The sequence below is a fragment of the Adlercreutzia sp. CNCM I-6207 genome, assembly GCF_977072305.1.
Genome location: NZ_CDRVLZ010000011.1, coordinates 65523 through 90231, shown reverse-complemented (window position 1 = coordinate 90231; position 24709 = coordinate 65523). Strand labels below are relative to the sequence as shown.

21 protein-coding genes are annotated in these 24709 nt (G+C 66.8%); 20 read left to right on the top strand and 1 reads right to left on the bottom strand.

The window, feature by feature from the left end:
* Window positions 1–216 precede the first annotated feature (216 nt).
* The 11 genes from ACW4QM_RS07215 (at window position 217) to ACW4QM_RS07165 (ending at window position 14320) form a co-directional block, all read left to right on the top strand.
* Window positions 217–1392 carry a prephenate dehydrogenase gene (locus ACW4QM_RS07215; protein WP_157012823.1) on the top strand — a complete coding sequence of 392 codons (1176 nt, stop codon included), beginning with the start codon at window positions 217–219 and terminating at the stop codon, window positions 1390–1392.
* Window positions 1382–2719, top strand: coding sequence for a 3-phosphoshikimate 1-carboxyvinyltransferase (gene aroA / locus ACW4QM_RS07210; RefSeq protein ID WP_157012824.1), 1338 nt, complete (start codon window positions 1382–1384; stop codon window positions 2717–2719). The genes ACW4QM_RS07215 and aroA overlap by 11 nt, the downstream gene beginning before the upstream one ends.
* Entirely contained in the window at window positions 2719–3390 is a 672-nt protein-coding gene (gene cmk / locus ACW4QM_RS07205; RefSeq protein WP_161127447.1) for a (d)CMP kinase, read from the top strand. The genes aroA and cmk overlap by 1 nt, the downstream gene beginning before the upstream one ends.
* Window positions 3390–4259, top strand: coding sequence for a lysophospholipid acyltransferase family protein (locus ACW4QM_RS07200; RefSeq protein WP_157012826.1), 870 nt, complete (start codon window positions 3390–3392; stop codon window positions 4257–4259). Before cmk ends, ACW4QM_RS07200 begins: the two co-directional genes overlap by 1 nt.
* 2 nt (window positions 4260–4261) lie before the next feature.
* Window positions 4262–5158 carry a 4-hydroxy-3-methylbut-2-enyl diphosphate reductase gene (gene ispH / locus ACW4QM_RS07195; RefSeq protein WP_161127448.1) on the top strand — a complete coding sequence of 299 codons (897 nt, stop codon included), beginning with the start codon at window positions 4262–4264 and terminating at the stop codon, window positions 5156–5158.
* A 2-nt stretch (window positions 5159–5160) separates the two neighbouring features.
* The gene (locus ACW4QM_RS07190; protein ID WP_157012827.1) at window positions 5161–6621 is read left to right on the top strand and encodes a DUF512 domain-containing protein; all 1461 of its coding nucleotides are present in this window, start codon (window positions 5161–5163) and stop codon (window positions 6619–6621) included.
* Between the two features lie 18 nt (window positions 6622–6639).
* On the top strand, window positions 6640–7953 hold the full coding sequence (gene der / locus ACW4QM_RS07185) for a ribosome biogenesis GTPase Der (protein ID WP_157012828.1): 1314 nt from the start codon (window positions 6640–6642) through the stop codon (window positions 7951–7953).
* Between the two features lie 3 nt (window positions 7954–7956).
* A complete protein-coding gene (gene plsY / locus ACW4QM_RS07180; protein WP_237974047.1) occupies window positions 7957–8661 on the top strand; it encodes a glycerol-3-phosphate 1-O-acyltransferase PlsY in 705 nt (234 codons plus the stop codon).
* 171 nt (window positions 8662–8832) lie between these two features.
* A complete protein-coding gene (locus tag ACW4QM_RS07175) occupies window positions 8833–9831 on the top strand; it encodes an NAD(P)H-dependent glycerol-3-phosphate dehydrogenase (protein ID WP_157012829.1) in 999 nt (332 codons plus the stop codon).
* A 617-nt stretch (window positions 9832–10448) separates the two neighbouring features.
* Window positions 10449–13007 carry a hybrid sensor histidine kinase/response regulator gene (locus tag ACW4QM_RS07170; RefSeq protein WP_157012830.1) on the top strand — a complete coding sequence of 853 codons (2559 nt, stop codon included), beginning with the start codon at window positions 10449–10451 and terminating at the stop codon, window positions 13005–13007.
* Entirely contained in the window at window positions 13004–14320 is a 1317-nt protein-coding gene (locus ACW4QM_RS07165) for an ABC transporter substrate-binding protein (RefSeq protein WP_157012831.1), read from the top strand. Before ACW4QM_RS07170 ends, ACW4QM_RS07165 begins: the two co-directional genes overlap by 4 nt.
* A gap of 60 nt (window positions 14321–14380) precedes the next feature.
* On the opposite strand, the gene ACW4QM_RS07160 is transcribed toward ACW4QM_RS07165, so the two are convergent.
* Window positions 14381–14848: a methylated-DNA--[protein]-cysteine S-methyltransferase gene (locus tag ACW4QM_RS07160; protein ID WP_161128437.1), complete on the bottom strand. Its 468-nt coding sequence runs from the start codon at window positions 14846–14848 to the stop codon at window positions 14381–14383.
* Between the two features lie 185 nt (window positions 14849–15033).
* Between ACW4QM_RS07160 and rpe the strand changes: the two genes are divergently transcribed.
* The 9 genes from rpe (at window position 15034) to ACW4QM_RS07115 (ending at window position 24687) form a co-directional block, all read left to right on the top strand.
* A complete protein-coding gene (gene rpe, locus ACW4QM_RS07155; RefSeq protein WP_157012833.1) occupies window positions 15034–15744 on the top strand; it encodes a ribulose-phosphate 3-epimerase in 711 nt (236 codons plus the stop codon).
* 17 nt (window positions 15745–15761) lie between these two features.
* Entirely contained in the window at window positions 15762–17060 is a 1299-nt protein-coding gene (locus ACW4QM_RS07150) for a cysteine desulfurase family protein (RefSeq protein ID WP_306506391.1), read from the top strand.
* 9 nt (window positions 17061–17069) lie between these two features.
* The gene (locus tag ACW4QM_RS07145; RefSeq protein ID WP_157012834.1) at window positions 17070–17885 is read left to right on the top strand and encodes a histidinol-phosphatase HisJ family protein; all 816 of its coding nucleotides are present in this window, start codon (window positions 17070–17072) and stop codon (window positions 17883–17885) included.
* Window positions 17886–17938: 53 nt separating this feature from the next.
* Window positions 17939–18847, top strand: coding sequence for a Nif3-like dinuclear metal center hexameric protein (locus ACW4QM_RS07140; protein WP_198161064.1), 909 nt, complete (start codon window positions 17939–17941; stop codon window positions 18845–18847).
* 89 nt (window positions 18848–18936) lie between these two features.
* Window positions 18937–19653 (top strand): zinc ribbon domain-containing protein, encoded by a 717-nt coding sequence (locus ACW4QM_RS07135; RefSeq protein WP_161127126.1) that lies wholly within the window; start codon window positions 18937–18939, stop codon window positions 19651–19653.
* An 86-nt stretch (window positions 19654–19739) separates the two neighbouring features.
* Window positions 19740–19931, top strand: coding sequence for a 50S ribosomal protein L28 (gene rpmB, locus ACW4QM_RS07130; protein WP_157012836.1), 192 nt, complete (start codon window positions 19740–19742; stop codon window positions 19929–19931).
* A 326-nt stretch (window positions 19932–20257) separates the two neighbouring features.
* A complete protein-coding gene (locus tag ACW4QM_RS07125) occupies window positions 20258–20605 on the top strand; it encodes an Asp23/Gls24 family envelope stress response protein (RefSeq protein ID WP_418997068.1) in 348 nt (115 codons plus the stop codon).
* Window positions 20606–20677: 72 nt separating this feature from the next.
* Window positions 20678–22312, top strand: coding sequence for a DAK2 domain-containing protein (locus tag ACW4QM_RS07120; protein WP_417179259.1), 1635 nt, complete (start codon window positions 20678–20680; stop codon window positions 22310–22312).
* 191 nt (window positions 22313–22503) lie between these two features.
* Window positions 22504–24687, top strand: a complete 2184-nt coding sequence (locus ACW4QM_RS07115) for an ATP-dependent DNA helicase RecG (protein ID WP_455798325.1) — start codon at window positions 22504–22506, stop codon at window positions 24685–24687.
* Window positions 24688–24709: the final 22 nt, after the last annotated feature.

Sequence of the window (24709 nt, the reverse complement as noted above, 5' to 3'; positions counted from 1 at the left end):
CCCTTCTAGGTTTGCTGCTCCGATTCCTCGGCCAGGCTAAAGCCTGTCCTCGAAATCGGAGGGGCTGACGCCCTCGACCCCCAAAAACTTTACGCCGTGGAGGCGGAGAGACGTGCGGAAAATGCGGCGCTGGCGGGTGTTTGGGCGCGGGGGCGGTTCGTTCGTATACAATGGGTGGTGACTGGTACCTGATCGATTGAGGAAACAGACACTCCCATGACTGAATCTGCTGAACTGAACGGCGCCAACGCCCCCTTCTCGGCCGTGGCCGTCATAGGTCTCGGGCTCATCGGGGCGTCGTTGGCCGGGGCGCTTGCGGCCAAGATGCCCGGCGCGCGCGTCTTCGGGGTGGATACCGACGCCGCCACCTGCGCCGCCGCCACCGATCGCGGCTGGTGCGACGCGGCCTCGGGCCCCGACGACCCCGCCTTCCGCGCTTTCATCGAAAACGACTGCGAGCTCGTGGTCATCGCCACGCCGGTGGCCGCTGTGGACGACTACCTCGCCCGCCTGCGCGACTGGGGCTACACCGGCGTCGTCACCGACACCATCTCCACTAAAGGCCACATCCTCGCCGCGGCCGCCGAGCTTCTGCCGGCGCCTGCACGCTATGTGCCGGGCCACCCCATGGCCGGCTCCGAGCAGAGCGGCATCGCCGGCGCCCGCGCCGATCTCTTCGAGGGCGCGAACTGGATCCTCTGCCCCGACGAGTCCACCGTTCCCGAGGACTTCCAGCACCTGCACGAGCTGGTGACCGGCCTCGATGCCCGCGTGGTGTCGCTGCGCCGCGAGGAGCACGACGCCGCCGTGGCCGTGGTGAGCCACGTGCCGCACATGGTGGCCTCCTCCCTCATGCAGCTGGCGAGCGCGCACGCCGACGACACCGGCTCCATCATGCGGCTGGCCGCCGGCGGCTTCAAGGACACCACGCGCATCGCCGCGGGCAGCCCGAAGCTGTGGTGCGGCATCGCCTTCGACAACGCCTGCGCCCTGAAAAGCGGCCTGGACGAGATGGCCTCCATCCTGGGCTCGTTCGCCGCCGCGCTGGAAACCGGCGACCGCGAGACGTTCACGCGCCTGCTCGCCGAGGCCGCCGACGCCCGCCGCGCGCTGCCGGCCGCCTGGGTGCCCTCCACCGAGAAGCTGCTCGAGGTGCGCATCCCCATGGTGAACCGCACCGGCGTGGTCGCGGAGGTCTGCACCATTGCCAGCTCGGTGGGTTGCAATATACAATCTATTGACATCGACCACATCAGCGAGGGCAACGCCGTGCTCTCCCTCATCCTCACCGATGAAGGCGATATCGGCCAGCTTTCGATGCAGCTGATCAACGCCGGTTTCTCCGTATCGTTCAGTCCGCTCATGCCGAAGGAGTACGCTCATGTCGAATAGCGAATTCGCAGAACCCTACACGATCATCGAGCCTTTCGGGGGGCCCTTCAAAGGTGACGTCACGGTGCCGGGCGACAAGTCCATCTCGCACCGCGCCGTGCTGTTCGCGGCCATGGCCGAGGGCACCTCGCATCTTTCCGGCGTACTCGATTCCGAGGACGTGCGCGCCTCCATTCGCGCTGTGGAGGCTCTGGGCGCCGAGGTCGATTTGAAGGCCCAGCCCGACGGGTCGCTTTCCGGCACCGTCACCGGCTGGGGCGCCGAGGGGCCCAGCCAGCCTGCCGCCCCCATCGACTGCGGCAACTCGGGCACCACGGCGCGCCTGCTCATGGGCATTGTGGCCCCGTGGGACATCGAGGTGACCATCACCGGCGACGAGTCGCTCAAGAAGCGCCCCATGCGCCGCATCGTGGCGCCCCTGGCGAAGATGGGCGTCGATTTCAAGCCCGAGACGCCGGAGACGCTGCCCATCACCGTGTGCGGCAACCGCGCCCTGCGCGCCATCGACTACGCGAGCCCCATGGCCTCCGCTCAGCTGAAGACCGCCGTGCTCTTGGCCGGCGTTTTCGCCGACGGCACCACCACCGTGAACGAGCCAGCGCCCTCGCGCAACCACACCGAGCTCATGCTGCCGGAGTTCAACGTGCCCACCACCGCCGGCACCCGCGTGGCCACGGTGACCGGCCCCGCCGAGATGCTCGCCTCCGACGTCGTCGTGCCGGGCGACCCCTCCTCGGCCGCCTTCGTGGCCGCGGCCGCCCTGCTGAAGCCGGGCAGCTCCGTCACCATTCAGAACGTGTCGCTGAATCCGGCCCGCATCGGGTTCGTGCGCACGCTGGAGCGCATGGGCGCCGACATCCGCGAGTCCTACGGCGGGCATGAGGGCAAGGAGCCCCGCGGCACCATCACGGTGAACTACACGCCCGTGCTGCGCGGCTGCGAGATCCCCTCCCAGCACATCGCCTCGGTCATCGACGAGATCCCCGTGCTCGCCCTGGTGGCGGCCCATGCCCGGGGCATCACGGTGTTTCACGAGGTGGGGGAGCTGCGCGTGAAGGAATCCGACCGCCTCAAGGCCATCATCGACGGCCTGGCGCTTCTCGGCGTGGACGCCTGGGAAGAGGGCGACGATTTGTTCGTCGAAGGCAACCCGCAGCTGCAGGTGCCCCAAGGTCTCGTCTTCGAGTCTTACGGTGACCACCGTCTGGCCATGACCTGGGCGCTCGTGGGCGCCTGCGGGCGCGTGCCCGTATCGGTGACCCGCTTCACCTGCGTGGCCGTGAGCTACCCCGACTTCCTCGCCGACTTGAAGGGACTGGTGAAATAGTGATCGTCGCCATCGACGGGCCCTCCGGGGCCGGAAAGTCCACCGTGGCCAAGGCCGTGGCCAAAGAGCTCGGCTTCTCCTGCCTCGATACCGGGGCCATGTACCGCGCTATCGCCTGGCGCGCGCTGCAGGACGGCGTCGCGCTCGACGACGAGTCGGCCTTGGGAGTTATCGCCCGCACCTACGACATTGCCTTCGGGCATGTGGAAGGCGACCCGGTGCCGCGCCGCGTATTCATCGGCGACGATGAGGTGACCGACGCCATCCGCACCGCCGAGATCGACCGCGCGGTGAGCCCGGTGTCCGCCGCGCCCGCCGTGCGCGAGGCGCTGCTCGACCAGCAGCGCCGCATCGGCAACGCCGGCGACTACGTGGTGGAGGGCCGCGACATCGGTACCGTGGTGTTTCCCGATGCGGCCGTGAAGGTGTTCCTCACCGCCTCCGACGAGGAGCGCGCCCATCGCCGGGTGCGCCAGAACGTCGATCGCGGCATCGGTTCCATCGACTACGACGAGGTGCTGGCCGACCTGCGCCGGCGCGATGCGGCCGACTCCTCCCGCGCCACAGCGCCCTTGCGCCCCGCCGACGACGCCGTGCACATCGACTCCACCGCTCACTACATCGAGGAAGTCATCGAGCAGATCTGCACGCTAGCCCGAGAGGCGCGCTGATGTTCCTAAAATACTCCGAAATGTGGGACATGGATCTGGGTGGCGAACCCAGCAAGAACGAGATCCCGCACTGGTTCGGCAATGCGGCCTACGTGGTGGTGGGCGGCCTGTGCAAGCTGCTGTTCCGCTACCGGGTGGACAACCGCGACAAGCTGCGCGCTTTCCAAGGCGCGGAAGGGGCGCTCGTCATCTGCAACCACACGTCGTTCTTCGACGTCGTCTTCATGTACCTGGCCGCGCGCCCGAAGCAATGGGTGCGCCTCATGGGCCGCGACAGCCTCTTCGACAACGCCCACGGCCTGCTCGGCCAGGCGCTCTCGCGGGTGGGCGCCTTCCCCGTGAAGCGCGACACCGCCGATATGACCTCCATCAAGCGCGCCGTGCGCATGCTCAAGCGCCAGGAGCTCGTGGGCATCCTACCCGAGGGCACGCGCCGTGGCAAGACCGACCGGGTGCCCTCCATCCATGCCGGCGTGTCGGTGATCGCCCGCATGGCGAAGGTGCCCATCCTGCCCATGACCGTGCGCGGCGTGGAGCGCATCAAGCAGAAGGGCCAGCGCGTCCATTTCCCGAAGGTGACCGTCGACTACGGCGATCCCATTCTCGTCGGCGATTTCGACTTCCTGCCGAAGGACGAGCGCGTGGAAGCCTGCACCTGGTACGCCATGCGCGAGTGCTTCGCGCTGTACTACCGCTGCGCTCCCGAGGACGTGGACATGGCGGCGCTGTTCCCCGAGACGCGCGACTACGCCCCGGTGTTCGCCGAGCATCCTATCCCGCGCCACACGAGCGAGGAGCTGGCCCGCGCCGCCCGCACCGCTCGCGCCGAGAAAGCCGCCAAGGCCGCCGCGAAAGCGAAGGAGAGCTAACCGTGGAAGTGATTCGCGCGAAGCGGGCCGGGGCCTGCTACGGGGTGCAGCGGGCGCTGGACATGGCCGACGAGGTCATCGCCGACGGGAGCCGGGCCTACACGCTCGGGCCACTCATCCACAATCCGCAGGTGGTGGCCGATCTGGCCGCCCGCGGCGCCGAGGCCGTTGGTTCCGTGGAAGATATCTGCTGGGAAGGTGCCGCAGCCGGGGACGCGTCAGCGGAAGGGTCAGCTTCCGCAGCCGGGGACGTGCCGGCGGTGGTCATCCGTTCTCATGGGGTGACGCCCCAGGTGCTCGCCGCTGTGGAAGATCGCGGGTTCACTGTGGTCGATGCCACCTGCCCCCATGTGTCCCGGGCCCAGCACGCCGCCGCGGAGCTGGCCGGCGAGGGCTGCCGCGTCATCGTGGTGGGGGAGGCGGGGCACCCGGAAGTGGAGGGGCTCACTGCCTGGGCCGAGGAAGCCGGCGGCAAGGTGGACGTGGTGGCCGCGCCCGAGGAGATCCCGGAGGGCCTGTACGATCCGGTGGGCGTGGTGGCCCAGACGACCCAGCGCCGCGAGAACTTGGAGGCGGTGGTGGCCGCCCTGCGCGCGGCGGGGCTTGAGCCCATCGTGAAGAACACCATCTGCTCGGCCACGCGCCAGCGCCAGGAGGCCGCAGCCGATCTGGCTTCGGCCGTGGACGCTATGGTGGTCATCGGCGGCCGCAACTCGTCGAACACCACGCGGCTGGCCGAGGTGTGCGCGCTCACCTGCCCGCGCACCTTCCACATCGAATCGGCCGACGAGCTGGATCCGGCCGCCTTTGCCGGTTGCCGCCGCGTGGGCGTCACGGCCGGCGCGAGCACCCCTGAGAACCAGATCGCCGCCGTGGAAAAATTCTTGCGCGCCCTGTAGCCATGGCCACCTACCCCGGAAAAGACATCGAGCGCGAGGCCAATGCGCCCTGTGCCGCCTGCGAGCAGGCGACCCTCACTCCTGCCGAGGCGGCGGCCGCGGCCTGGGCGGGGCCGGCGGCGCGCATTATCGCCGTGGAGCCGGAAAGCCCCGCCGACGACGCCGGCTTTGCGCCCGGCTGCTACCTCACGACTGTGGACGGCGAGCCTTTGCGCGACATCATCGACTGGCGCTGGCTTGCCGCCGACGACGTTATCACTGTGGGCTACATCGATTTGGATGGCGAGGCCGGGGAGGTGGAGCTGGAGCGGGAGCCGGGTGAACGGTGGGGCTTTGAATTCGACGGCGTCCTGTTCGACCGTGTGAAGCTCTGCCGCAACGCCTGCGTGTTCTGCTTCATGCGTCAGCTGCCCGACGGCGTGCGCCCCTCGCTCGTGCTGCGCGACGACGACTTCCGTCTGAGCTTCCTTTCGGGCACCTTCGTCACGCTCACGAACTTGAAGCCGGAAGACGAGACCCGCATCATCGAGCAGCACATCAGCCCCTTGCGGGTGAGCCTGCACGCGAGCGAGCCGGATCTGCGCCGCCGCATGATCGGCAAGCACGCCGCCCATGGCCTGGCGGCCCTCGACCGTCTCCTGGCGGCCGGCATCGAGGCCCATGCGCAAATCGTGCTCATGCCCGGCGTGAACGACGGCGACGCTTTGCGCGAGACCTTGGAATGGGCCTGGGAGCGCCCCGGCATAAACGGCGTGGGCATCGTGCCTCTGGGCTTCACCAAGCACCAAACGGCCCTGCACGAGAGCTTCACGACGCCCGAGGCCGCCCGCGGCGTCATCGATGTGATCGCCCCCTTCCAGCAGCGCGCCCGGGCCGAGCGCGGAGGCCCCTGGGTCTTCGCCGCCGACGAGTTCTACGTGAACGCCTTCGGCGCCGACACCCCGGCCCATATCCCGCCGGCCTCCGACTACGGCGACTACGACATGTTCGAGGACGGCATCGGCATCGTCCGCTCCTATGTGGACGAGTTCGAAGAGGTCTGCGAAAACGGCCTGGCTGCCCGCGCCGCTGAGGCGCTGGCCGCTCGAAACCTCACGGCCCGCTACATCATCGGCGAGGCCATGCAGCCCTTCCTGGACGCCATGATCGCGAACAGCTCCCTGGCCGGCCGCCTCGTCCCCCTCACGGTGAGAAACGACTACTTCGGCGGCAACGTCAACGTCACCGGCCTCCTCACCGCCTCCGACATCGCCCCCGCCATCAAGGCCGCCAGCGAGGAAGAAGAAGGGACCCACCAGCTCTTCCTTCTCCCTAAAGTCATCTTCAACGACAACGGCGTGACGCTCGATGACATGACCGTGCAGGATATCGAAAACGCGGCCGGCGCCCCGGTGTCCGTGGTATCCTGTAACCCGCTCGATTATCTGCCTGAGATCATAAAGCTCGCCCAAGACGAGTCGTAAAGAATAGCGAGGATACCCATGGCCCTTCCCATCGTCGCCATCGTGGGCCGCCCGAACGTGGGCAAGTCCACCTTGGTCAACCGCATCGCCCAAACCGGCGACGCCATCGTGCACGAGATGCGCGGCGTCACCCGCGACCGCAGCTATCATAAGGCCGACTGGAACGGCGTCGAGTTCATGCTCATCGACACCGGCGGCATCGAGATGGGCGGCGACGACGCCTTCCAAGGCTCCATCCGCGCCCAGGCCTTCGAGGGGGCGCGCGAGGCCGACGTCATCATCTTCCTCGTGGACGGCAAGGCCGGCATCAACACCGACGACGAGGAGGTGGCCCGCATCCTGCAGAAGGCGGGCAAGCCGGTGTTCGTCGCCGTGAACAAGATGGACAACCCGGCCCGCATGGATGAAGTGTGGGAGTTCTACGCGCTCGGCCTGGGCGACCCGTGGCCGGTGAGCGCCCAGCACGGCAACGGCACGGGCGACTTGTTGGATGAGGTCGTGAACGAGCTGCGAAAGGTAGAGGTCGTTCCGGAAGAGGAGGTCGAGGCCATCAACGTGGCCATCATCGGCCGCCCGAATGCGGGGAAAAGCTCGCTCACCAACAAGCTCACCAACAACAACCGCTCCATCGTGTCCGATGTGGCCGGCACCACGCGCGACGCCATCGACACCCTGGTCGAGCACGAGGGGCAGATGTACCGTATCGTGGACACCGCGGGCCTGCGCCGCAAGAGCCAGATCGACGAGGACGTGGAATACTACGGCTTCGTGCGAGCCATGCGCGCCATCGACCGCGCCGACGTGGCCCTGCTCGTCATCGACGGCACCCTGGGCCTCACCAACGAGGACCAGCGCGTGGCCGGGTATGCCGCCGAGCGCGGGTGCGCCATGGTGATCGTGCTGAACAAGTGGGATATCGTGGAGGGCCCCGAGGAGAAGGCGAAGATCCGCGAGCGCATCGAGGACCGCATGACGTTCGTGGGCTACGCGCCGGTGGTGGCCATCTCTGCGCTCACCGGCAAGCGCGTCGACCGCATCTGGAGTGCCATCGACGACGTGTATGCCAACTACAGCCGCACCATCCCCACGGCCCGTTTGAACACCTGGCTCGCCGGTATCCGCGAGACGGGGCACACCGTGTCGAAGGGCAAAGCGGTGTTACGCATGAAGTACCTCACCCAGACCGGCACCTGCCCGCCGCACTTCACCTTCTTCGTGAATCGCCCCGATGTCGTGGACGACAACTACGAGCGCTACCTTGAGAACCGCATGCGCGAGGCCTTCCCCTTGGAGGGCACCCCCATCCGCCTCAAGTTCAAGAAGAAGGACTAACCCGTGGACACCGTCATCACGTATCTGACCCTGTCGTTCATCGTCTCGTTTTTGCTGGGCTCCATCCCCTGGGGCGTCATCGTCTCGAAGCTGGCCTTTCACAAGGACATCCGCGACGAGGGATCGGGAAACATCGGCACCACCAACGCCTTCAGGGCCATGGGGAAGGTCGGGGGTGCGCTCGTGTTCGTGCTCGATTTCGGGAAGGGGCTTTTGTCCGGCTGGCTCGCGGCCTTTGTGTTCGCCCCGGCCATAGCTGCGGTGCCGGTGGACGCCGTCACTCCCGACGGCCAGCTGCTTCTCGGCATCTTCGGCAATCCGGCTTTGAATCCGGTGGGCCTCGCTTTGGCCCTCGCTTTCGCGGGCTGCACGCTCGGCCACATCTTCAGCCCCTGGCTCAAGTTCAAGGGCGGCAAGGGTATCGCGGTGGCCGCCGCTTGCCTGTGGTTCGTATTCGGTCCGGTGGGTTTTTTCATCGAGATCGCCGCGTTCGCCCTCGGCATCGCCATCACCCGCTGCGTGTCCGTGGGCTCCATCGCCGCGGCGGCCATCTGCCCGCTGCTCGCCCTATACTTCTACTGGGGCCAGTGGGTACCTTGGCTCATCATCGCTGCCACGGCCTGCGTCGTCATCTGGGCCCACCGCGCCAACATCGCCCGCCTGCGCGCGGGCACGGAGAACAAGATAGGTGGTAAGAAAGCAGCCTAGCATCAACCATGGTTGAGCGAAGCGGAGATACGGGGTGTTCTGACCGAGCGAGTTCCGCAGCGACTGAAACAGGACTCAATGTCCTGTTTCACAAAGCGAGGACTGTCTGAGCGAATCAGAATACCGCGTAGCTCCGCTCTGGGGGAGTTGCGACCAAGAGAGAGGATTGATATGCGCGTAGCAGTGATTGGGGCCGGCAGCTGGGGAACGGCGTTGGCGCTCGTGCTGGCGGAAGCAGGCCACGAGGTGGTGCTCTGGGCCCGCACGCCCGAGGTGGCCCGTGCCATCAACGAGGAGCACCGCAACCCTCGGTACCTCTCGGACTACCGCCTTCCTTCCGCCATCCGCGCCACCGCCGACTACGCGTGTGCCTGCGAGGGCGCTGAGGCCGTGGTCATCGTGACGCCCTCGGCCGCCCTGCGCTCGGTGGCCGCCGACCTGCGAGAGCTCATTGCGCCTGCGACCCCCATCGTCATCTGCTCGAAGGGCGTGGAGGAAAAGACGGGCCTGCTTCCCATCGATACCTTCGCCGCCGAGCTGGGGAACGCCGGGCGCATGGCGGTGCTGTCGGGCCCCACCCATGCCGAGGAGGTTATTTGTCGCAAGCCGTCGGCCGCGGTGGTGGCGTCGGCCGACGAGGGGACGGCGCTGTTCTTCCGCGACCTGTTCGCCACGCGGTTCTTCCGCACCTACACCTCCGACGACCCGGTCGGGGTGGAGCTGTGCGCCGCCTTCAAGAACGTCATCGCCATTGCCGTGGGCATCTCCTACGGCATGGGCTTCGGCGACAACACTGCGGCGATGCTGATCACCCGCGGTCTCGCCGAGATGAGCCGCATGGTGGTGGCCGCCGGGGGAGAGGCACTCACCTGCATGGGGCTCGGGGGCGCCGGCGACATGGTGGTCACCTGCATGTCGCAGCACTCGCGCAACCGGCGGTTCGGCGAGCAGTACGTGGCCCGCGGCCTTACCCTGGACGATTTCACGGCGCAGACCCACATGGTGGTGGAAGGGGCCATCGCCTGCAAGACCCTGGCCACGCTCGAGGCCCGCTACGGGGTCGATTTGCCTCTGACTGATACGGTGCGCAGCGTCGTGTGGGAAGGGGTGAACCCGCGCGAGGCCGCGGCCGCCCTCATCGATCGGCCGCTGAAGAGCGAGTTCTACTAGAGCGATCTTTCAGGTTGTCCGGCCTTTAACGCCGGGACGGGGGTGCCGTGCTCAAACAGCGGTCTATGGCACTTCTCGTCTGGGGGTTCGGGCCTTTCCGTTTGCCATAGACCGAACTGCGCGCGGCACCCCCGCCCCGAATCTCGGGTTTGCTTCGTAAAATACGAGCGATTGCCTTAAGATTTCGCCAGGTAAACGGGGTGCATACATGGTCGCAACCGTCGGGCCTTCCCGCTTTCACGAGGACGGGAAGGCCTTATTGTTGTCATCAGCCGAGCGGAAGGGCGGAAATCCGGGCAACCGGGCGCCCGTACCGCGAGGTCCTTGACAACCAATTCGAGCTTTCCGTCGCACCGTCTCCTGCGTGAACCCTCCTCTCTCCTCTCTCAAAACCCTCGCGGCGGAAACGATTTCCATGCGCACGTTATCCCCTTCTCCTCCGTGCGTACTGAGCAAAGCTCCTCCGGTTCCCCTGCCGGAGGAGCTTTTTTATGGGCATCTCTTTGCGGCCGCGCCTCGTTTTCCCCTTGTCGTATGCCGTTTTCGCCTTGCAGTTTCCCCTCTGATGACGTACTGTTAAGCAAGCAAATTTCGAAGGGGAAGGGTGCGCCGCCGCTATGAAGACGACCGAGAACGCCGTCCGGGATCGGAAGGGCTTCGCGCGCCTGACCTTGGTCATCGTGCTCATCTTTGCGGTCATGGGGGCCTCTATCTGGGCCGTCTCGAAGAAGACCTCCGACGACATGGCCGATGCCGCCATTCTGAACCTCAACGAGAACTTGAACCTCATGGAAAGCACGGTGGAGGCCATTCAGGACAGCGAGGCGCAGTTCCAACGGCTTTTGGCCACCGAGCTGGCCGCTGCGGGCGATCCGGCCGCCGCTGTGGAGCGCTTGGGCAAAAGCGATGCCGCCGCGCTCATCTCCGTCGTGCCCCAGGGGGCCGACGTCGGCGTCTCCAACGACGGCGCCCCCTTCGATCCGGCGTCGCTCGATTTCAGCGGCGGGGGAGCCATCGGGGGGCTGCCCGTCTCCCAGGCCTATGTGAACGCCGAGGGCAGCTGGGCTTACACGGTGAAGTGTCCCATCGAGCGCGACGGCGTCCCCATCGCCGAGCTGTACACCGAGTACACCTTCGATGCCATCGACCAGTCGCTGCCCCAGGGCTTCTACGGCCAGCGGGCCGTGCTCTATCTCATGGACGCCGCCACGGAGCGCTTCGTGCTGAAGCCCGAGGGCATGGGCGAGCGTGATGCGGGGCATGTGAATCTGGAGGACTTCTACCGGGCCAACAACATCACTGACCCGGCCATTCTCGCCATGGTGGAAGACGGCATCGCGAACCGCGAGAACATCATGTTCGCCCATAAGGTGAAGGGCACTGAGGCCCTGTGCTATTTGTGGTCCATCGGAGATGGCACCACCTATCTGGTGGGCTATGTGCCCATGGAGGCCATCCAGCGCGAGGCCCAGGCGGTGAACGTCGCTCTGGTCATGGTGGCTTCCATCACGATTGCGGCCTTCTGCCTGTGCGTCATCCTCTACGGCTTCAACCGGCGCAAGCAGGCCCGGGCCCAGCGGGCACGGGAGGAGGAACGCGCGCTGCACGCCGAGCAGCTCGCCCAGGCGCTTCGGGCGGCCGAGGTGGCCAACGAGTCGAAGTCGGCCTTCCTTGCCAACATGTCCCACGACATCCGCACCCCTATGAACGCCGTGCTTGGCTTCACCACCATCATCGAGAAGGAGGCCGACAACCCCGCGAAGGTGCGCGACTGCGCCGGCAAGATCATGGCCTCGGGGCGCCATCTGCTCGACCTCATCAACGACGTGCTGGACATCTCGAAGATCGAGAGCGGCAAAGCGTCGCTCACCTTGGCGGAGTTCGATTTGGGCGACTCTCTGGCGGCGGCGGAATCCATCATCGCGCCCATGGCCCGGGACAAGGGGCAGACGTTCTGCGCGGAGATCCGCTCTGTCCGCCACGAGCGCCTCATCGGCGACGAGACGCACCTCAACCAAATTCTGCTGAACTTGCTGTCGAATGCCGTGAAGTACACCCCGGAGGGCGGTCGCATCTGGCTGCGCTTCATCGGGCTTCCGGCGCATTCCAACGCACTGGAGCATCTGCGCATCGAGGTTGAGGACGATGGCTACGGCATGACGCCGGAGTTCCTTAAGACCATCTTCGACTCGTTCACGCGCGCCGAGAACTCCACCACCAACAAAGTGCAGGGCACGGGGCTCGGCATGTCCATCACCAAGAGCCTCGTCGACCTCATGGGCGGTACCATCGAGGTGGAAAGCGAGGTGGGGAAGGGGTCGTTGTTCCGGGTCGATCTGGAGCTGCGCATCCCCGAGGAGCAGGCTGCCGGATACTTCTGGGAGCGCGCCGGCATCAAGGGCATGCTCGTGGCGGACGCCTCGCCTGCGGCGCACGGGGCCATCGCCGAGTTCATGGAGGGCACGGGCGTGGAAGTGGACGGGGCGGCCAGTGCCGATGCGGCTCGCAAGCTGGTGGAGGCGCGCGGCAGCTACGACGTGGTGCTCGTCGGCGTCCCGTGGCTTAATGACGCCGCCGTGCGCGCGGCCGACGACCTGCGGGCGAGCGCGGAGACGCCGCTTCTGTTCATGCTCGAGCACACCTTCGACCAAGACGACGATGTGGTGCTGCCGCAAGGCGCGGCGGTGCTGACCAAGCCCTTCTTCCCCTCCATGCTGAAGCAGAAGATCGAGACCGTGCGCGGCGTGGGCACTGACGAGGACGACGATCTGGCCCAGGTACTTTCCGGCAAGCACTTCCTCGCCGCCGAGGACAATTTCCTCAACGCCGGCATCCTCACGGATCTGCTGGAGATGGAGGGCGCCACGGTGGAGATCGTCGAGAACGGCAAGCTGGCCGTCGAGCGCTTCGAGCGCTGCGAGCCCGGCGAGTTCGACGCCATCCTCATGGACGTGCAGATGCCAGTCATGAACGGGCATGCGGCCGCCCAGGCCATCCGGGCGCTCGCGCGGGCGGATGCGGCGACTATTCCCATCTTCGCCATGACCGCCGATGCCTTCGTGGAAGACGAGAAGGCGGCGCTGGCCGCCGGCATGAACGCCCATGTGGCGAAGCCCTTGGAGATAGACGAGCTGCGGCGCGCCGTCGACCGCTTCGTCGAGAAAGGACGATCATGAGACCTATCGCGAGCAAGCGCGTCCGCAAGGGGGCCGTGGCAGTCGTCGCGCTCGTCGGCGCTCTGGTGCTCGGAGCCTGCAGCACCTCGGCGCCGGCGGAGAATTTGGCCGTGCAGGATGTCGACGAGGAGAGGACGGTGAACTTCTTCAGCCCCATGGAGAAGATCAGCCCCGACACCGAGAACACGGCCCGCACGGCCAGCGACCTGACGATCGCCATGGCGGAGGAGCGGCTCGGGCTCACGCTGGCCTATCACACCTACACGGCCGAGAACTACCAGGACAAGACCTACGACGAGGTGTGCCTGGAGCGGGCCCGCAATAATTCGGACGATCTGTACCTGCTGAACACCGACACCATCGTGACCCTCGGGTCGGAGGGGCACCTCGCCGACTTGTCGGGGCTTTCCTGCGCCCAGAACCTGCGGGAGGTGGTGCGCACGGCCAACACGGTCGACGGCAAGCTCGTGGCCATTCCCCAAGAGGTGGTGGCCTACGGCCTGTTCGTGAACAAGGATATCTTCGACGAATGCGAGCTTTCGCTGCCGAACACGCCCGAGGAGTTTCTGGAATGCTGCCGGGTTCTCAAAGAGAAGGGCTATGAGACGCCCGTCGGCGCCAACCGCTGGTGGCTGGAGACCTTCGTTTTCGCCCAGGCCTACGCCGATCTGTACAACGGAGGAGATGTGGCCGCCGAGGTGCAGGCTCTCAACGCCGGCGAGACCCGTTACAGCGACTACATGCGCCCCGGATTCGAGTTCTTGAAGACGCTGATCGGCCTCGGCTACGTCGACGCCGAGAACGCGCTGGTGAGCGAGGCCTTCGAGGGGGCCGGCGAGGGCGAGGACTTCATGGCGGGAACGTGCCCCATCGTCATGGCCTACTGGGGCGCGGCCAACACCGATACCGCCTACGGCAGCCCCTCATTCGATATGGAGGTTATCGGCTTCCCGAGCGCGCGCGGCCAGATGCCCGTGCTCTCCATGACCGGATGCGCCGTGGGCGAGCGGGCCGAGCACCGCGACGAGGCTCTCAAGGTGGTGGACGTCATCTGCTCGGACGAGGCCCTGCAGCTGTACGCCGAGACCAACCGCGTTATCTCGCCTTCGAAGAACGTGGAAGTGGATTGCGCCGAGCCGCTTCGCCCCTTGAACGATTTGGTGCAGGCCGATACCTACGTGCTCGCCTCGAACGCGGGTATGGACGTGGAACAGTGGGGCAATGTGTGCCTCATCGTGCGCGATTTGCTCGGTGGGGCGACCGTTGACGAGTGCATGGCGAAGCTGGACGCCCTGCAGGACGCGGCGGCCTGATCGACCTGTCCGCGCTCTCGGACGCTACGGGGTCTCGGCTTGCCCCGGCGCCTGGGAGCGCTACCTGGTGAGAGGCTGCTGCTCTAGTTTCAGGAGGGCGGCGTTGATGTCGTCGGTGGGCTTGCCGGTGGCGGTGACGATGCGGTGCGTTGGTACGAGCAGGGGAGTGGGGCAGGCGCGCAGGGCGGCTCCGACGGAGCGGAAGGAGCCGGGGCGGCCCAGGGTCTCGGCGAGGGCGCGGGCCGTGGTCGTGTGCCCGTAGGGGATGTTCGCCGCGGCCTTCCATACCTCCTGCTGGAAGGCGCTGCCCTCGGGGCGCATGGGAACGGTGAACGCCGATCGCTGGCCGGCGAGGTAGGCCATGATCTGGTTGGCGGCCTCGGTGGTGAGCGCTGTGGGCTGCCGGTCGCCGGGGAGGTTCTGCTCGCCGAAGCTGACGGCGGTTACGGCGGTGCCGTCGGCGGCGATGGTGACGGGCCCGAACTTCGTCGGATAGGTGAAGAAGGTGCTGCGAGTCGTGCTGGGCATGGGTGTCCTCGCTCTCGTCGGAAGGCGTCGGCGCCCCATCGGGGCGCGGGCGCATCTGCGGGGCCGGCCGTGGGCGTCGGGCCGCTCCGTGCAGGTTTGCCGCTGATGGCCATTATAGGCCGTCGGAGCACCGTCGTCGCGGTAGAATGTCGCCATCGGAAAGCCGCGAGATGAGGATGCGTCCTATGTACCAACCTGTGAAAATCGCCCCGTCTATCTTGTCCGCCGATTTCATGAACCTCGGGCAGGACATTCGCATGATCGAGGAGGGCGGCGCCGCCTTCGTCCATATCGACGTCATGGATGGCCACTTCGTGCCGAACCTCACCATGGGTGTGCCGCTCTTGAAGCAGCTCAAGCCCGCCACGAACCTTCTGTGCGACGTGCACCTCATGATCGACAATCCGCTGGACGAGCTGCCCTGGTTCATTGACGCCGGCGCCGACCTTTTGAACGTGCACGTGGAGGCGCTGGACGAGGCCGATCTGGCGCGGGCCATCGCCCAGATCCACGAGGCGGGCCTTCTGGCGGCGGCGGCCTTAAAGCCCAAGACGCCCGTGAGCGCGCTTTCGCCGGTCATCGCCGAGCTGGACATGGCGCTCGTCATGTCGGTGGAGCCGGGCTTTTCCGGGCAAAGCTACATCGCGGGGTCCGATTTGAAGGTGGCCGAGGTGGTGCAGATGGCGCGGGCGGCCGGCAACGAGGAGCTGCTCATCCAGGTGGATGGCGGCATCGGTCTGGCCACGGCGCCGCTTGTGGCCGCCGCCGGGGCTGATGTGCTCGTCTGCGGCAACGCCGTGTTCAAGGCCGACGACCCGCGGGCGGCCATTGGCGCCGTGAAGGGCGCGGCCGATGAGGCCCGCGAGGCTGCCTTGGCCCGTGGCCAATGGAATTAAGAGGAAGAAGAAGCGCGATGAGCAACACCGAGGAAAACCTTGCGGCCGTCGAGCGCGAATTGGCGGCCGATGTGGCCATGGCCGAGGGGCGCGCCGATGCCGAGGACGCCACCCTGCCCGAGCCGGCGGCGGGCTTCATCTACCTGGACTACGCCGCCACCGCCCCCCTGTGCGCCGAGGCGGCCGGTGCCATGGCGCCCTTCCAGGTGCCCGGGCCTGCGAACTTGGCCGTGAATGCCAATGCCAACGCCCTGTACGGGGTGGGGCGCGCCGCCTTCGACCTTCTGGAAAGCGCCCGGCGCCGCGCGGCCCGGGCCCTGGGCGCCCGGCGCCCCGATGAGATCGTCTTCACCTCCGGCGCCACCGAGGCCGACGACGCGGCCATCCTCGGCCTTGTGCAGGCGGCTGCCGAGCAGCGGCGCCTTACCGGCCAGAAGGACCGCGCCCTGCACGTCATCACCTCCGCCATCGAGCACGATGCCGTGCTCGCGCCCTGCCGGCGCCTCGAGGGCGAGGGCGTGCTCGTCACCTACCTGCGCCCCAACCGCCAGGGCTTCATCGAGGCCTCGTCGCTGGCCGAGGCGCTCACCGACGACACGGTGCTCGTCTCAGTGCAAGCGGCGAATTCCGAGGTGGGCGCCATCCAGCCCATCCGCGAGCTGGCGGCGCTGGCCCACGAGCGCGGCGCCCTCTTCCACACCGATGCCGTGCAGGCCCTGGGCAAGATGCCGCTCGATGTGCAGAAGCTCGGCGTGGATGCGGCTTCCTTCTCGGCCCACAAGATCGGCGGCCCCAAGGGCGTGGGCGCCCTGTACCTGAAGGCCCGCACTCCCTTCGCCCCCTACCTTTTGGGCGGCGGTCAGGAATCCGGTCGCCGCAGCGGCACCCAGAACGTCGCCGGCGTCACCGGCTTCGTCGCCGCCCTGGAGGCGGCCCAGGAAGCCGAGCCGGAGGAGTCCGCCCGCCTGCGCGCCCTGCGCGACCGCCTCTATGCGGCCATGGGCTCCATCGGCGGCATCCAGCCCACGGTGGAGGTGGATGCGGGCAGCCGCGACTTTCTCCCCAACATCGTCCACGGCCTGGCCGATGAGTGGGAGAGCGAGACCATGGTACTGCGCTTCGACCAGCTCGGCATCTGCGTCGCCGGCGGCAGCGCCTGCTCCAGCCACTCCCTGGAGCCGAGCCACGTCCTGCGCGCCATGGGCGTCACCGGAGATACGTCCTACAACGCCCTGCGCATCTCCATGGGAAGATACACCACCGAGGCCGATATAGCGGCCTTCGAGAAGGCATTAAAGAAGGTACTAAACTGGTAAAGGAAGAGTATGGAACTCGTAAACACCCATTGCCATTGCGTCTATTCCGGCCACGGCACCGGAAGCATCGCCGAGTACGCCGACGCCGCCGCGGCCGCCGGCCTCACCACCCTCGCCTTCACCGAGCACTTCCCGCTCTCTGCGGCCTTCGACCCGGACGAGTACCTCTCCATGAGGCCGCAGATGGTGAATGCCTACCTGGCCGAGATCGACGAGGCCCGCGCCCGGCACCCGCAGATCGAATTCGTCACCGGCACCGAGATGGACTACCTCGGCGCCTTGGAGGACCGCCAGCTCACCGAGGAGGCCCTGGCCCCCTTCCGCTTCCGCCTTCTTTCGGTGCACTTCATCGACGGCTGGGCCTTCGACGATCCCGATCAGAAGGCCCGTTGGAAGGAGCCCGGGGCGCCGGACGCCATCTGGCGGCGCTACGGCGAGCTGTGGTGCGAGGCGGCATCGAATGCGAGCCTGCCCTACGACGCCATGAGCCATCCGGATCTCGCGAAGAAGTTCGGCTATTACCCGAGTTTCAGCCTGGAGCGCCTCTACGACGAGATGGCCGAGGCGGCGCGCGCCGGCGGCCGCATGGTGGAGGTGAACACGTCGGGCGGCTACTACGCCTGCACCGAAATGTTCCCGGCCCCGGGGCTGCTCGCCGCTTTCTGCCGCGCCGGCGTGCCCTGCACCGTGGGCTGCGACTCCCACGACCCGGCCAACGTGGCCCGGGACATCGAGCGGGCCTACGGGCTCATGTACGAGGCGGGCTACAGAAGCGTTACCGTCCCGACAGCCACAGGCGACCGTCGAAGCATTACCATCGAATAGGGTGCGTCCGCGATAGGGCGCGCCGATTCCGTTCCAAGAAAGAAGCTGATCATATGGGATTGTTCAACAAGGCCGACAAGGCCAGCACTGAGGCTCTTTCCAAGCGGGGCGAGTCCCATCTCGCGCCGCGCACGTTCAACATGACCATCGGCGGCCTGGAGAAGGCGCTGCTGAAGGAGTTCCCGGCCGAGGATGCCGAGAAGTGGGACCGCACCGGGCTTCTGGTGGGGGAGCGCTCGCTGCCCGTGACCCGGGTGGCCGTGGCCCTGGACGCCACGCCGGGTGCTGTGGCCGCTGCCGCTGAGGCCGGGGCCAACGTGCTCCTCACCCATCATCCGGCGTTTCTCGAGGCCCCCGATGCCTTCGCGCCCGAGGCGAGCGCCCTGGAAAGCCCCGGGGCCGTGGTATGGGCCGCCATCCGCAACCAGGTGGCGCTCATGGATTTCCACACGGCGCTCGATGTGAGCCCGGCGGCGGCCCGGGTGCTGCCCGGTATGCTGGGGCTCAAGTTCACGCTGCGCTTCGCCGAGCCTTTGGAGGGCTCGCGGCGCAAGGGCTACGGGCAGATCTGCGAGGTGCCCGACAACGACGGCGAGCCCGAGGCCTTGGCGCGCCTGGCTGCCCGCTGCATGGCGGTCTTCGGCCGCGCGCCGCGGGTATGGGGCGCCCCCGATGCGCCGGTGCGCCGGGTCGTCACGGCCACGGGCTCGGCGGCCAGCCTCGCGCCGGCGCTTGTCGCGGCCGGGGTGGACGCCGTCGTCTGCGGCGAGATGAAGTACCACACCGCGCTGGAGCTGGCGGCGGCGCACGTGGCCGTCATCGAGCTCGGCCACGATGCGAGCGAGCTGCCCTTGGTGGCCGTGCTGGCCGAGGCGCTGGCCCGCGCCGGTGTCCCTGCCGAGGCGGTGACGCTTGTCGATCAGTCCGAGAACTGGTGGACGCCGGAGGCCGTCCGCGTCTAGTTGCGTAATTTTCTCCATTGCCCCTGCCCAAGATCTGGGTTTTCGCCTATTATTGTCAGGGAGAAAACAGAGATCGAAAGTGAGGTTCCATGGAGGCTACGCGCGACGATATCGAAGGTCTGTTCGAACTGCAGCGCATCGATCTCGAGATCAAGCGCCTGAGCAAGGAGCTGGACGAGCTGCCCCAGCGCGGCATCATCGTGGCCGCCCGCGACAAGAAGGCCGCCATCGAGGCCAAATCCGAGCAGGTGGCCGAGCTCAAGCGCGCCACCACGAAGAAGATCACCCGCATCGACGACGAGGACGCGTCGCTTGCCAAGAAAGAGGCCGGCGTCCAGGCCGCCATCGACGCCGCTCACGGCGACTTCCGCAACGTGGAGGCCCGCACCAAGGAGCTGGCGGGCATCGTGCGCCGCCGCGCCACCATCGCCGAGGATCGCGCCGGGGTGGCCGCCGAGCTGGACAAGATCAGCGCCATGGAGGCCCAGATCTCGCTCGCCCTGGAGGAGATCGCCGCCAAGGAGCAGGAGGCCATCGACTCGTTCCAGAAGCAGGGGGGCGACCTCAAACTCGCCATCGCCAAGCTGGAAGCGGCTCGCGGCCAGGTGGAGGCGAAGGTCTCCCCGCAGCTATTGGACGTCTACAACCGCACGGCGGCCCGCTCCGGCGTGGCCATCGGCGTGCTCGACGGCAACCGCTGCGGCGCCTGCCGCACGGTCATCGACGGCGGCCGTCTTATCGATCTGCGCAACCAGGCACCGCTGGGTATGTGCCCCTCGTGCAAGCGTTTGCTGGTGATCGCATAATTTCTGTTGCCCTCACCGCGCGCGCTGTGCTATAGTTGGCGAGCTGTGTCCAAAACGAAACAACAAGCACTACGGAGTTGATATCAATGTCGAAGGTTTGCGAAGTTTGCGGTAAGCACCCGGTTGCCGGTCGTAGCATCAGCCACTCTCACCGTGTGAGCAACCGCGTGTTCCGTCCCAACATCCAGAAGATCACCATTCGCGACGCGAAGGGCCATGTCCGTCGCGCCAACGTGTGCACCTCCTGCATGAAGGCCGGAAAGGTGGAGCGCGCCTAACAAGAGCGCTTCCGCTTTCTTTTCCAGAGAATCCAAAAGCCCGCCCCGCGGGCTTTCTCTGTTTTGGCACAGAGTTGACGATGCGAAGGAGGCGGGGCGGCCCGCGCGCAGGTTGCGCAGCGACTGGAACAGCCCAGTGGGCTGTTCCACCAAGCGAGCCATTGCTTGAGCACGGGTCGTCCCGCCTCCTTCGCGGCGCCCCCGATGATGCGAGTTCGTTTGTGGAATATGGCCGACTGTCATCGGGGGGTAACGGCGGCGGAGTGTTCGTTGCGCTATACTCTTCTCGACTATGTATGCAAAGCTCAGCGGAAAGGATTTGTCCCATGAGTTCTACGATACCCGGCAACCTCCACGTTGCCAACGACGTGCTGGCCGATTTGGTCGGTAACGCCGCCATGGAGTGCTACGGCGTGGTGGGGGTGTGCGCGCCCAACGTCGCCGACAGCATCGCCAAGATCCTGCCCGCCTCGCGCCTGCGCCGCGGCGTGGTGGTCAGCTCTCTGGAAGAGGGCGTGCACGTCGATTTGTACATCGTCGTGGAATACGGCACCAACATCGCCACGGTTTCCCGCAACCTCATCGACCAGGTCAGCTTCGCGCTGAAGGAGTACGCGCGCGTGCCGCTGGCCGGTGTGGATGTTCACGTCATGGATGTCAAGGTGCGCCGCTAAGGCTCATCGCGAGATGGGCTCAAGTGCCCGCCTGATGCGGGCAGCTCGCCCTTGAAGGAGAATTAACCCCTCATGTCTACTACGACTTACTCTTCCAATAACGTGCTGAACGCCGTGGCCGCCGCTGCCAAGGTTCTCGACGAGCGCAAGGAGGAAGTGAACCGCCTGAACGTGTTCCCGGTGCCCGACGGCGACACCGGCACGAACATGTCGCTCACCATCCAGTCGGTGGTGAGCAACGTGGCGAACCTTCCCATCGGTGCTCCGGGAGCCGATATCCGCAAGGCCATCACCACCGGTGCCCTCATGGGGGCGCGCGGCAACTCCGGCGTCATCACCTCCCAGATCTTGCGCGGCCTATGCGAGGGCAGCCAAAGCTTCGACGAGTTCGATGTCGAATCCATCGCCGCCTCCTTCGATCGCGCTCGCGAGGTGGCCTTCCAGGCCGTGCGCAAGCCGGTGGAGGGCACGATCCTCACGGTGCTGCGCGATTCCGCCGCCGCCGCCAAGGTGGCCGTCGAGCAGGAGCTTTCCATCCCCGAGGCCCTGGACGCCATCGTGGCCGAGGCCTACGCCTCGGTGCAGCGCACGCCCGACCTTTTGCCCGTGCTGAAGGAGCACGGCGTGGTGGATGCCGGCGGTTTCGGCCTGGCCATTATCTTCGACGCCTTCACCGCGGCGCTGCTCGGGCGCTCCGGCACCATGGTCGACGAGATGTCCTTCGCCCGGGGGTCGCACCCCAAGGTGGAGATCGAGCAGGTGAACGACTGGGAGGGCTCCCAGTACCGCTACTGCAACGAGTTCCTTGTGGATTCCGATACCCTGGACAAGGATGCCGCGCTTGAGTTCCTCTCCACCATGGGCGACTGCGAGCTGTGCGTGGGCGAGGTGCCGAAGTTCAAGGTGCACGTGCACTCCGACCACCCCGATCAGGTGCTGAAGTATTTCCTCGATCACGGCCAGATCTCCGAGGTGTTCATCCACAACATGCAGATTCAGTCGGCCGAGCGCACCGAGAAGCTGGCCGCCGAGGAGCAGGCCGAGCGCAAGCCCCTGGGCTTTGTGGCCGTGGCCGCCGGTTCCGGCCAGGCGGAGATCCTGAAGAGCCTCGGAGTCGATGTCATCGTCTCCGGAGGCCAGACCATGAACCCCTCCACGAAGGATCTGCTGGACGCCGCAGGATCGGTGAACGCCGATGCGGTCATCATCCTGCCGAACAACTCGAACATCATCATGGCAGCCAACTCCGCCGCCGAGCTCTCTGAGACGCCCTGTGCCGTCGTGCCCACCAAATCGGTGCCCCAGGCCTTCTCGGCCCTGTTCGCCGTGGATGTGGATGCCTCCTTGGAAACGAACGTCGAGGAGATGACCGAGGCCGCCCAGGCCGTGAAGACCGGCGAGGTCACCTGGGCCACCCGCGACTCCAAGGACGCCGAGGGCAACCCCATCGCCGAGGGTGACGTCATCGGCATCGCCGACGGCTCCATCGAGGCGGTGGACGATTCCATCGACGGCGCGGTGCTGACGCTGCTCGGCAAGATGGACGCCGAGGACGCCGATACCTGCACCATTTTGGCCGGCGAGGGCTATTCCGACGAGGATCTGGAGGCGCTCGTGGCGAAGATCGAGGAAGCCTACGACGAGCTGGAAGTTGACGCCCAGCGCGGCGAGCAACCCCTTTACCCCATTGTGTTCTCGGTTGAATAATCTGCTTGAAGCTCTCCCGGGACGCGAGCTGAACGGCATGTTCAGTCGCTCAGACAGTCCTCGTTGGTATCGAAGGCGTCAGGGGCATCCTCTCCCCAACATAAGCCGCCTTCGATACCATCTGCGGAACTCGCTTGGTGAACACGCCGTCCATCTCGCGTTTGGCTCTGCCATAATAGAAGGAAGATAGTTTGCCCATTGATCGGGAAAAAGCTACGCTCTCGCTGGACGAGCCCGTGTCCCGGATTCGTCTGGTCAGCCCTGCGCGGGCTGCGGCGCTCGAGAAGCTGGGCGTGCGCACGCTGCGCGATTTGCTGACGCACTTCCCCCGGTCCTACATCGATCTCTCCCAGGTGGAGACCTGCGGCACCGCTCGCATCGGGGAGGTCTGCACCATTCGCGGCACGGTGCACGAGATCAAGCTGAAGAAGCCCCGCTACAATCTCAAGCTCGTGGAGATCGCGCTCGTGGACGGCACGGGCATCCTTATAGTCACCTGCTTTCGCCAGCCGTGGCTGATGGATCAGGTGAAGGCGGGGGATGCGGTGGCCGTTTCGGGCAAGGTGACCTTCGACTACGGCTACAAGCGCATGACCAACCCCTTCATCGAGGTGATCGGGGAGGGGGAGGAGGTCACCGGCTCGGTGGTGCCGGTGCATCCGGCCACCGAGAAGCTCACGGCGGCCTGGGTGCGCCGCATCGTGGCCAACGGACTTACGGCCGCCGAGGGGCTTTTCGACCCGCTGCCCTTGGGGCTGCGCCTGCGCTACCGGCTCATGAGCCGCGGCGCCGCGCTGCGCGCCATCCATTTCCCGCGCACCATGGCAGAAGCCGACGAGGCGCGGCGGCGGCTCGTCTATGAGGAGCTTTTGTACCTGGAGCTGTTCCTCATGCAGGAGGGCGCGGCCCGCAGCGCTGGATGCGTGCCCCACGCCCATGTGGTGGACGGCCCGCGGCTTGGCGCCTTCGCCGCCTCGCTTCCCTTCGAGCTCACCGGCGAACAGCAGCGGGCGCGCGACGAGATTCTTGCCGCCCTGGCGGCGCCGACGGTGGCCAACCACATGCTTTTGGGAGACGTGGGCACCGGCAAGACCGTCGTTGCCGGCCACGCTCTGGCCGCCGCCGCCGATTCCGAGGGGCAGGCCATGCTCCTCGCGCCCACCGAGGTGCTCGCCCGTCAGCACATGGAGGGCCTGGGAGAGCGCTTGGAAGGCGCCGGGGTGCGCGTCGCCCTGCTCACGGGTTCCACGACCGCCGCCGAGCGGGCCGCCATTGTGGAAGGCTTCGCCGCCGGGGAGGTGGACGTGCTCATCGGCACCCATGCGCTGCTCTCCGACGACGTCGTGCCGCGCAACCTCACCCTGGCGGTCATCGACGAGCAGCAGCGCTTCGGGGTGGACCAGCGGGCGAAGCTGCTGGAGAAGGGCGAGGCACCCGATGCGCTGTACCTGACGGCCACGCCCATCCCGCGCACCTTGGCGCTCGCGCTCTACGGCAATCTCACCTTGTCCTACATCAAGCACCGCCCCCACGACAGCGCGCGGCGCACGACGCGGGTGCTCTCCCGCGAGCAGCAGGGAGACGCCTTCGAGGCGGCCCGCGAGGCGCTCGACCGCGGCGAGCAGGTCTTCGTCGTCTGCCCGCTCGTGGGCAAGGACACCGAGGCCCGCGATGCGAAGGCGGCGGGACGGGCGCGGGAGGCCGATGCGGCGGGGGAGGAGTACCATCCGGCCGTGGCCATCGAGGACGATGCCGATCTCGCTGGCGACGATGTGACGGCGGCTACCCGCGAGGCCGAGATGCTGCAGCGCACCACCTTCGCCGACTGGACGGTGGGGCTGCTTCACGGCGGCATGGGCGCCGAGGCCAAGCGCGAAGTCATGGAGCAGTTCCGTGCCGGCGAGGTCCAGGTGCTCGTGGCCACGACGGTCATCGAGGTGGGCGTGGATGTTCCCAACGCCACGGTCATGATCGTCCAGGACGCCGACCGCTTCGGACTCGCCCAGCTGCACCAGCTGCGCGGGCGCGTGGGCCGCGGTGAGAAGGCGGCCGAGGTGTTCCTCGTCTCCGCTTCCCAGCGCGAGGAGTCGCTCGCACGTCTGGCGGCCATGGAGAGCACCGACGACGGCTTCGAGTTGGCCGCCTTCGACCTGTCGCTGCGCCGCGAGGGCGATATCCTCGGGAACCGCCAGCACGGCGCCAGCGGGCTGAAGCTCGTGAACATCATGCGCGACGGCGCCGTCATCGAGGCCGCCCGCGCCGACGCCCAGGCCCTTCTGGAGGTGGATCCGAACTTGGAGGAGCCCGACCACGTCGCCCTGGCTCGCGAGGTTCGCCTCGCCTTCGCCCACGAATCCGCCATCGTCGGCGGGTAGCCTCCGCTCTAACCCCTTCGGA

What these genes read in the sequence shown, in the direction of transcription:
- ACW4QM_RS07170 (WP_157012830.1), top strand. Translation starts at nt 10,449, where the DNA reads ATGAAGACGACCGAGAACGCCGTCCGGGATCGGAAGGGCTTCGCGCGC.
- ACW4QM_RS07200 (WP_157012826.1), top strand. Translation starts at nt 3,390, where the DNA reads ATGTTCCTAAAATACTCCGAAATGTGGGACATGGATCTGGGTGGCGAA.
- ACW4QM_RS07190 (WP_157012827.1), top strand. Translation starts at nt 5,161, where the DNA reads ATGGCCACCTACCCCGGAAAAGACATCGAGCGCGAGGCCAATGCGCCC.
- ACW4QM_RS07145 (WP_157012834.1), top strand. Translation starts at nt 17,070, where the DNA reads ATGGAACTCGTAAACACCCATTGCCATTGCGTCTATTCCGGCCACGGC.
- ACW4QM_RS07215 (WP_157012823.1), top strand. Translation starts at nt 217, where the DNA reads ATGACTGAATCTGCTGAACTGAACGGCGCCAACGCCCCCTTCTCGGCC.
- ACW4QM_RS07175 (WP_157012829.1), top strand. Translation starts at nt 8,833, where the DNA reads ATGCGCGTAGCAGTGATTGGGGCCGGCAGCTGGGGAACGGCGTTGGCG.
- ACW4QM_RS07150 (WP_306506391.1), top strand. Translation starts at nt 15,762, where the DNA reads ATGAGCAACACCGAGGAAAACCTTGCGGCCGTCGAGCGCGAATTGGCG.
- der (WP_157012828.1), top strand. Translation starts at nt 6,640, where the DNA reads ATGGCCCTTCCCATCGTCGCCATCGTGGGCCGCCCGAACGTGGGCAAG.
- ACW4QM_RS07165 (WP_157012831.1), top strand. Translation starts at nt 13,004, where the DNA reads ATGAGACCTATCGCGAGCAAGCGCGTCCGCAAGGGGGCCGTGGCAGTC.
- ACW4QM_RS07125 (WP_418997068.1), top strand. Translation starts at nt 20,258, where the DNA reads ATGAGTTCTACGATACCCGGCAACCTCCACGTTGCCAACGACGTGCTG.
- ACW4QM_RS07140 (WP_198161064.1), top strand. Translation starts at nt 17,939, where the DNA reads ATGGGATTGTTCAACAAGGCCGACAAGGCCAGCACTGAGGCTCTTTCC.
- rpmB (WP_157012836.1), top strand. Translation starts at nt 19,740, where the DNA reads ATGTCGAAGGTTTGCGAAGTTTGCGGTAAGCACCCGGTTGCCGGTCGT.
- rpe (WP_157012833.1), top strand. Translation starts at nt 15,034, where the DNA reads ATGTACCAACCTGTGAAAATCGCCCCGTCTATCTTGTCCGCCGATTTC.
- ACW4QM_RS07160 (WP_161128437.1), bottom strand. Translation starts at nt 14,848, where the DNA reads ATGCCCAGCACGACTCGCAGCACCTTCTTCACCTATCCGACGAAGTTC.
- aroA (WP_157012824.1), top strand. Translation starts at nt 1,382, where the DNA reads ATGTCGAATAGCGAATTCGCAGAACCCTACACGATCATCGAGCCTTTC.
- ACW4QM_RS07135 (WP_161127126.1), top strand. Translation starts at nt 18,937, where the DNA reads ATGGAGGCTACGCGCGACGATATCGAAGGTCTGTTCGAACTGCAGCGC.
- ACW4QM_RS07120 (WP_417179259.1), top strand. Translation starts at nt 20,678, where the DNA reads ATGTCTACTACGACTTACTCTTCCAATAACGTGCTGAACGCCGTGGCC.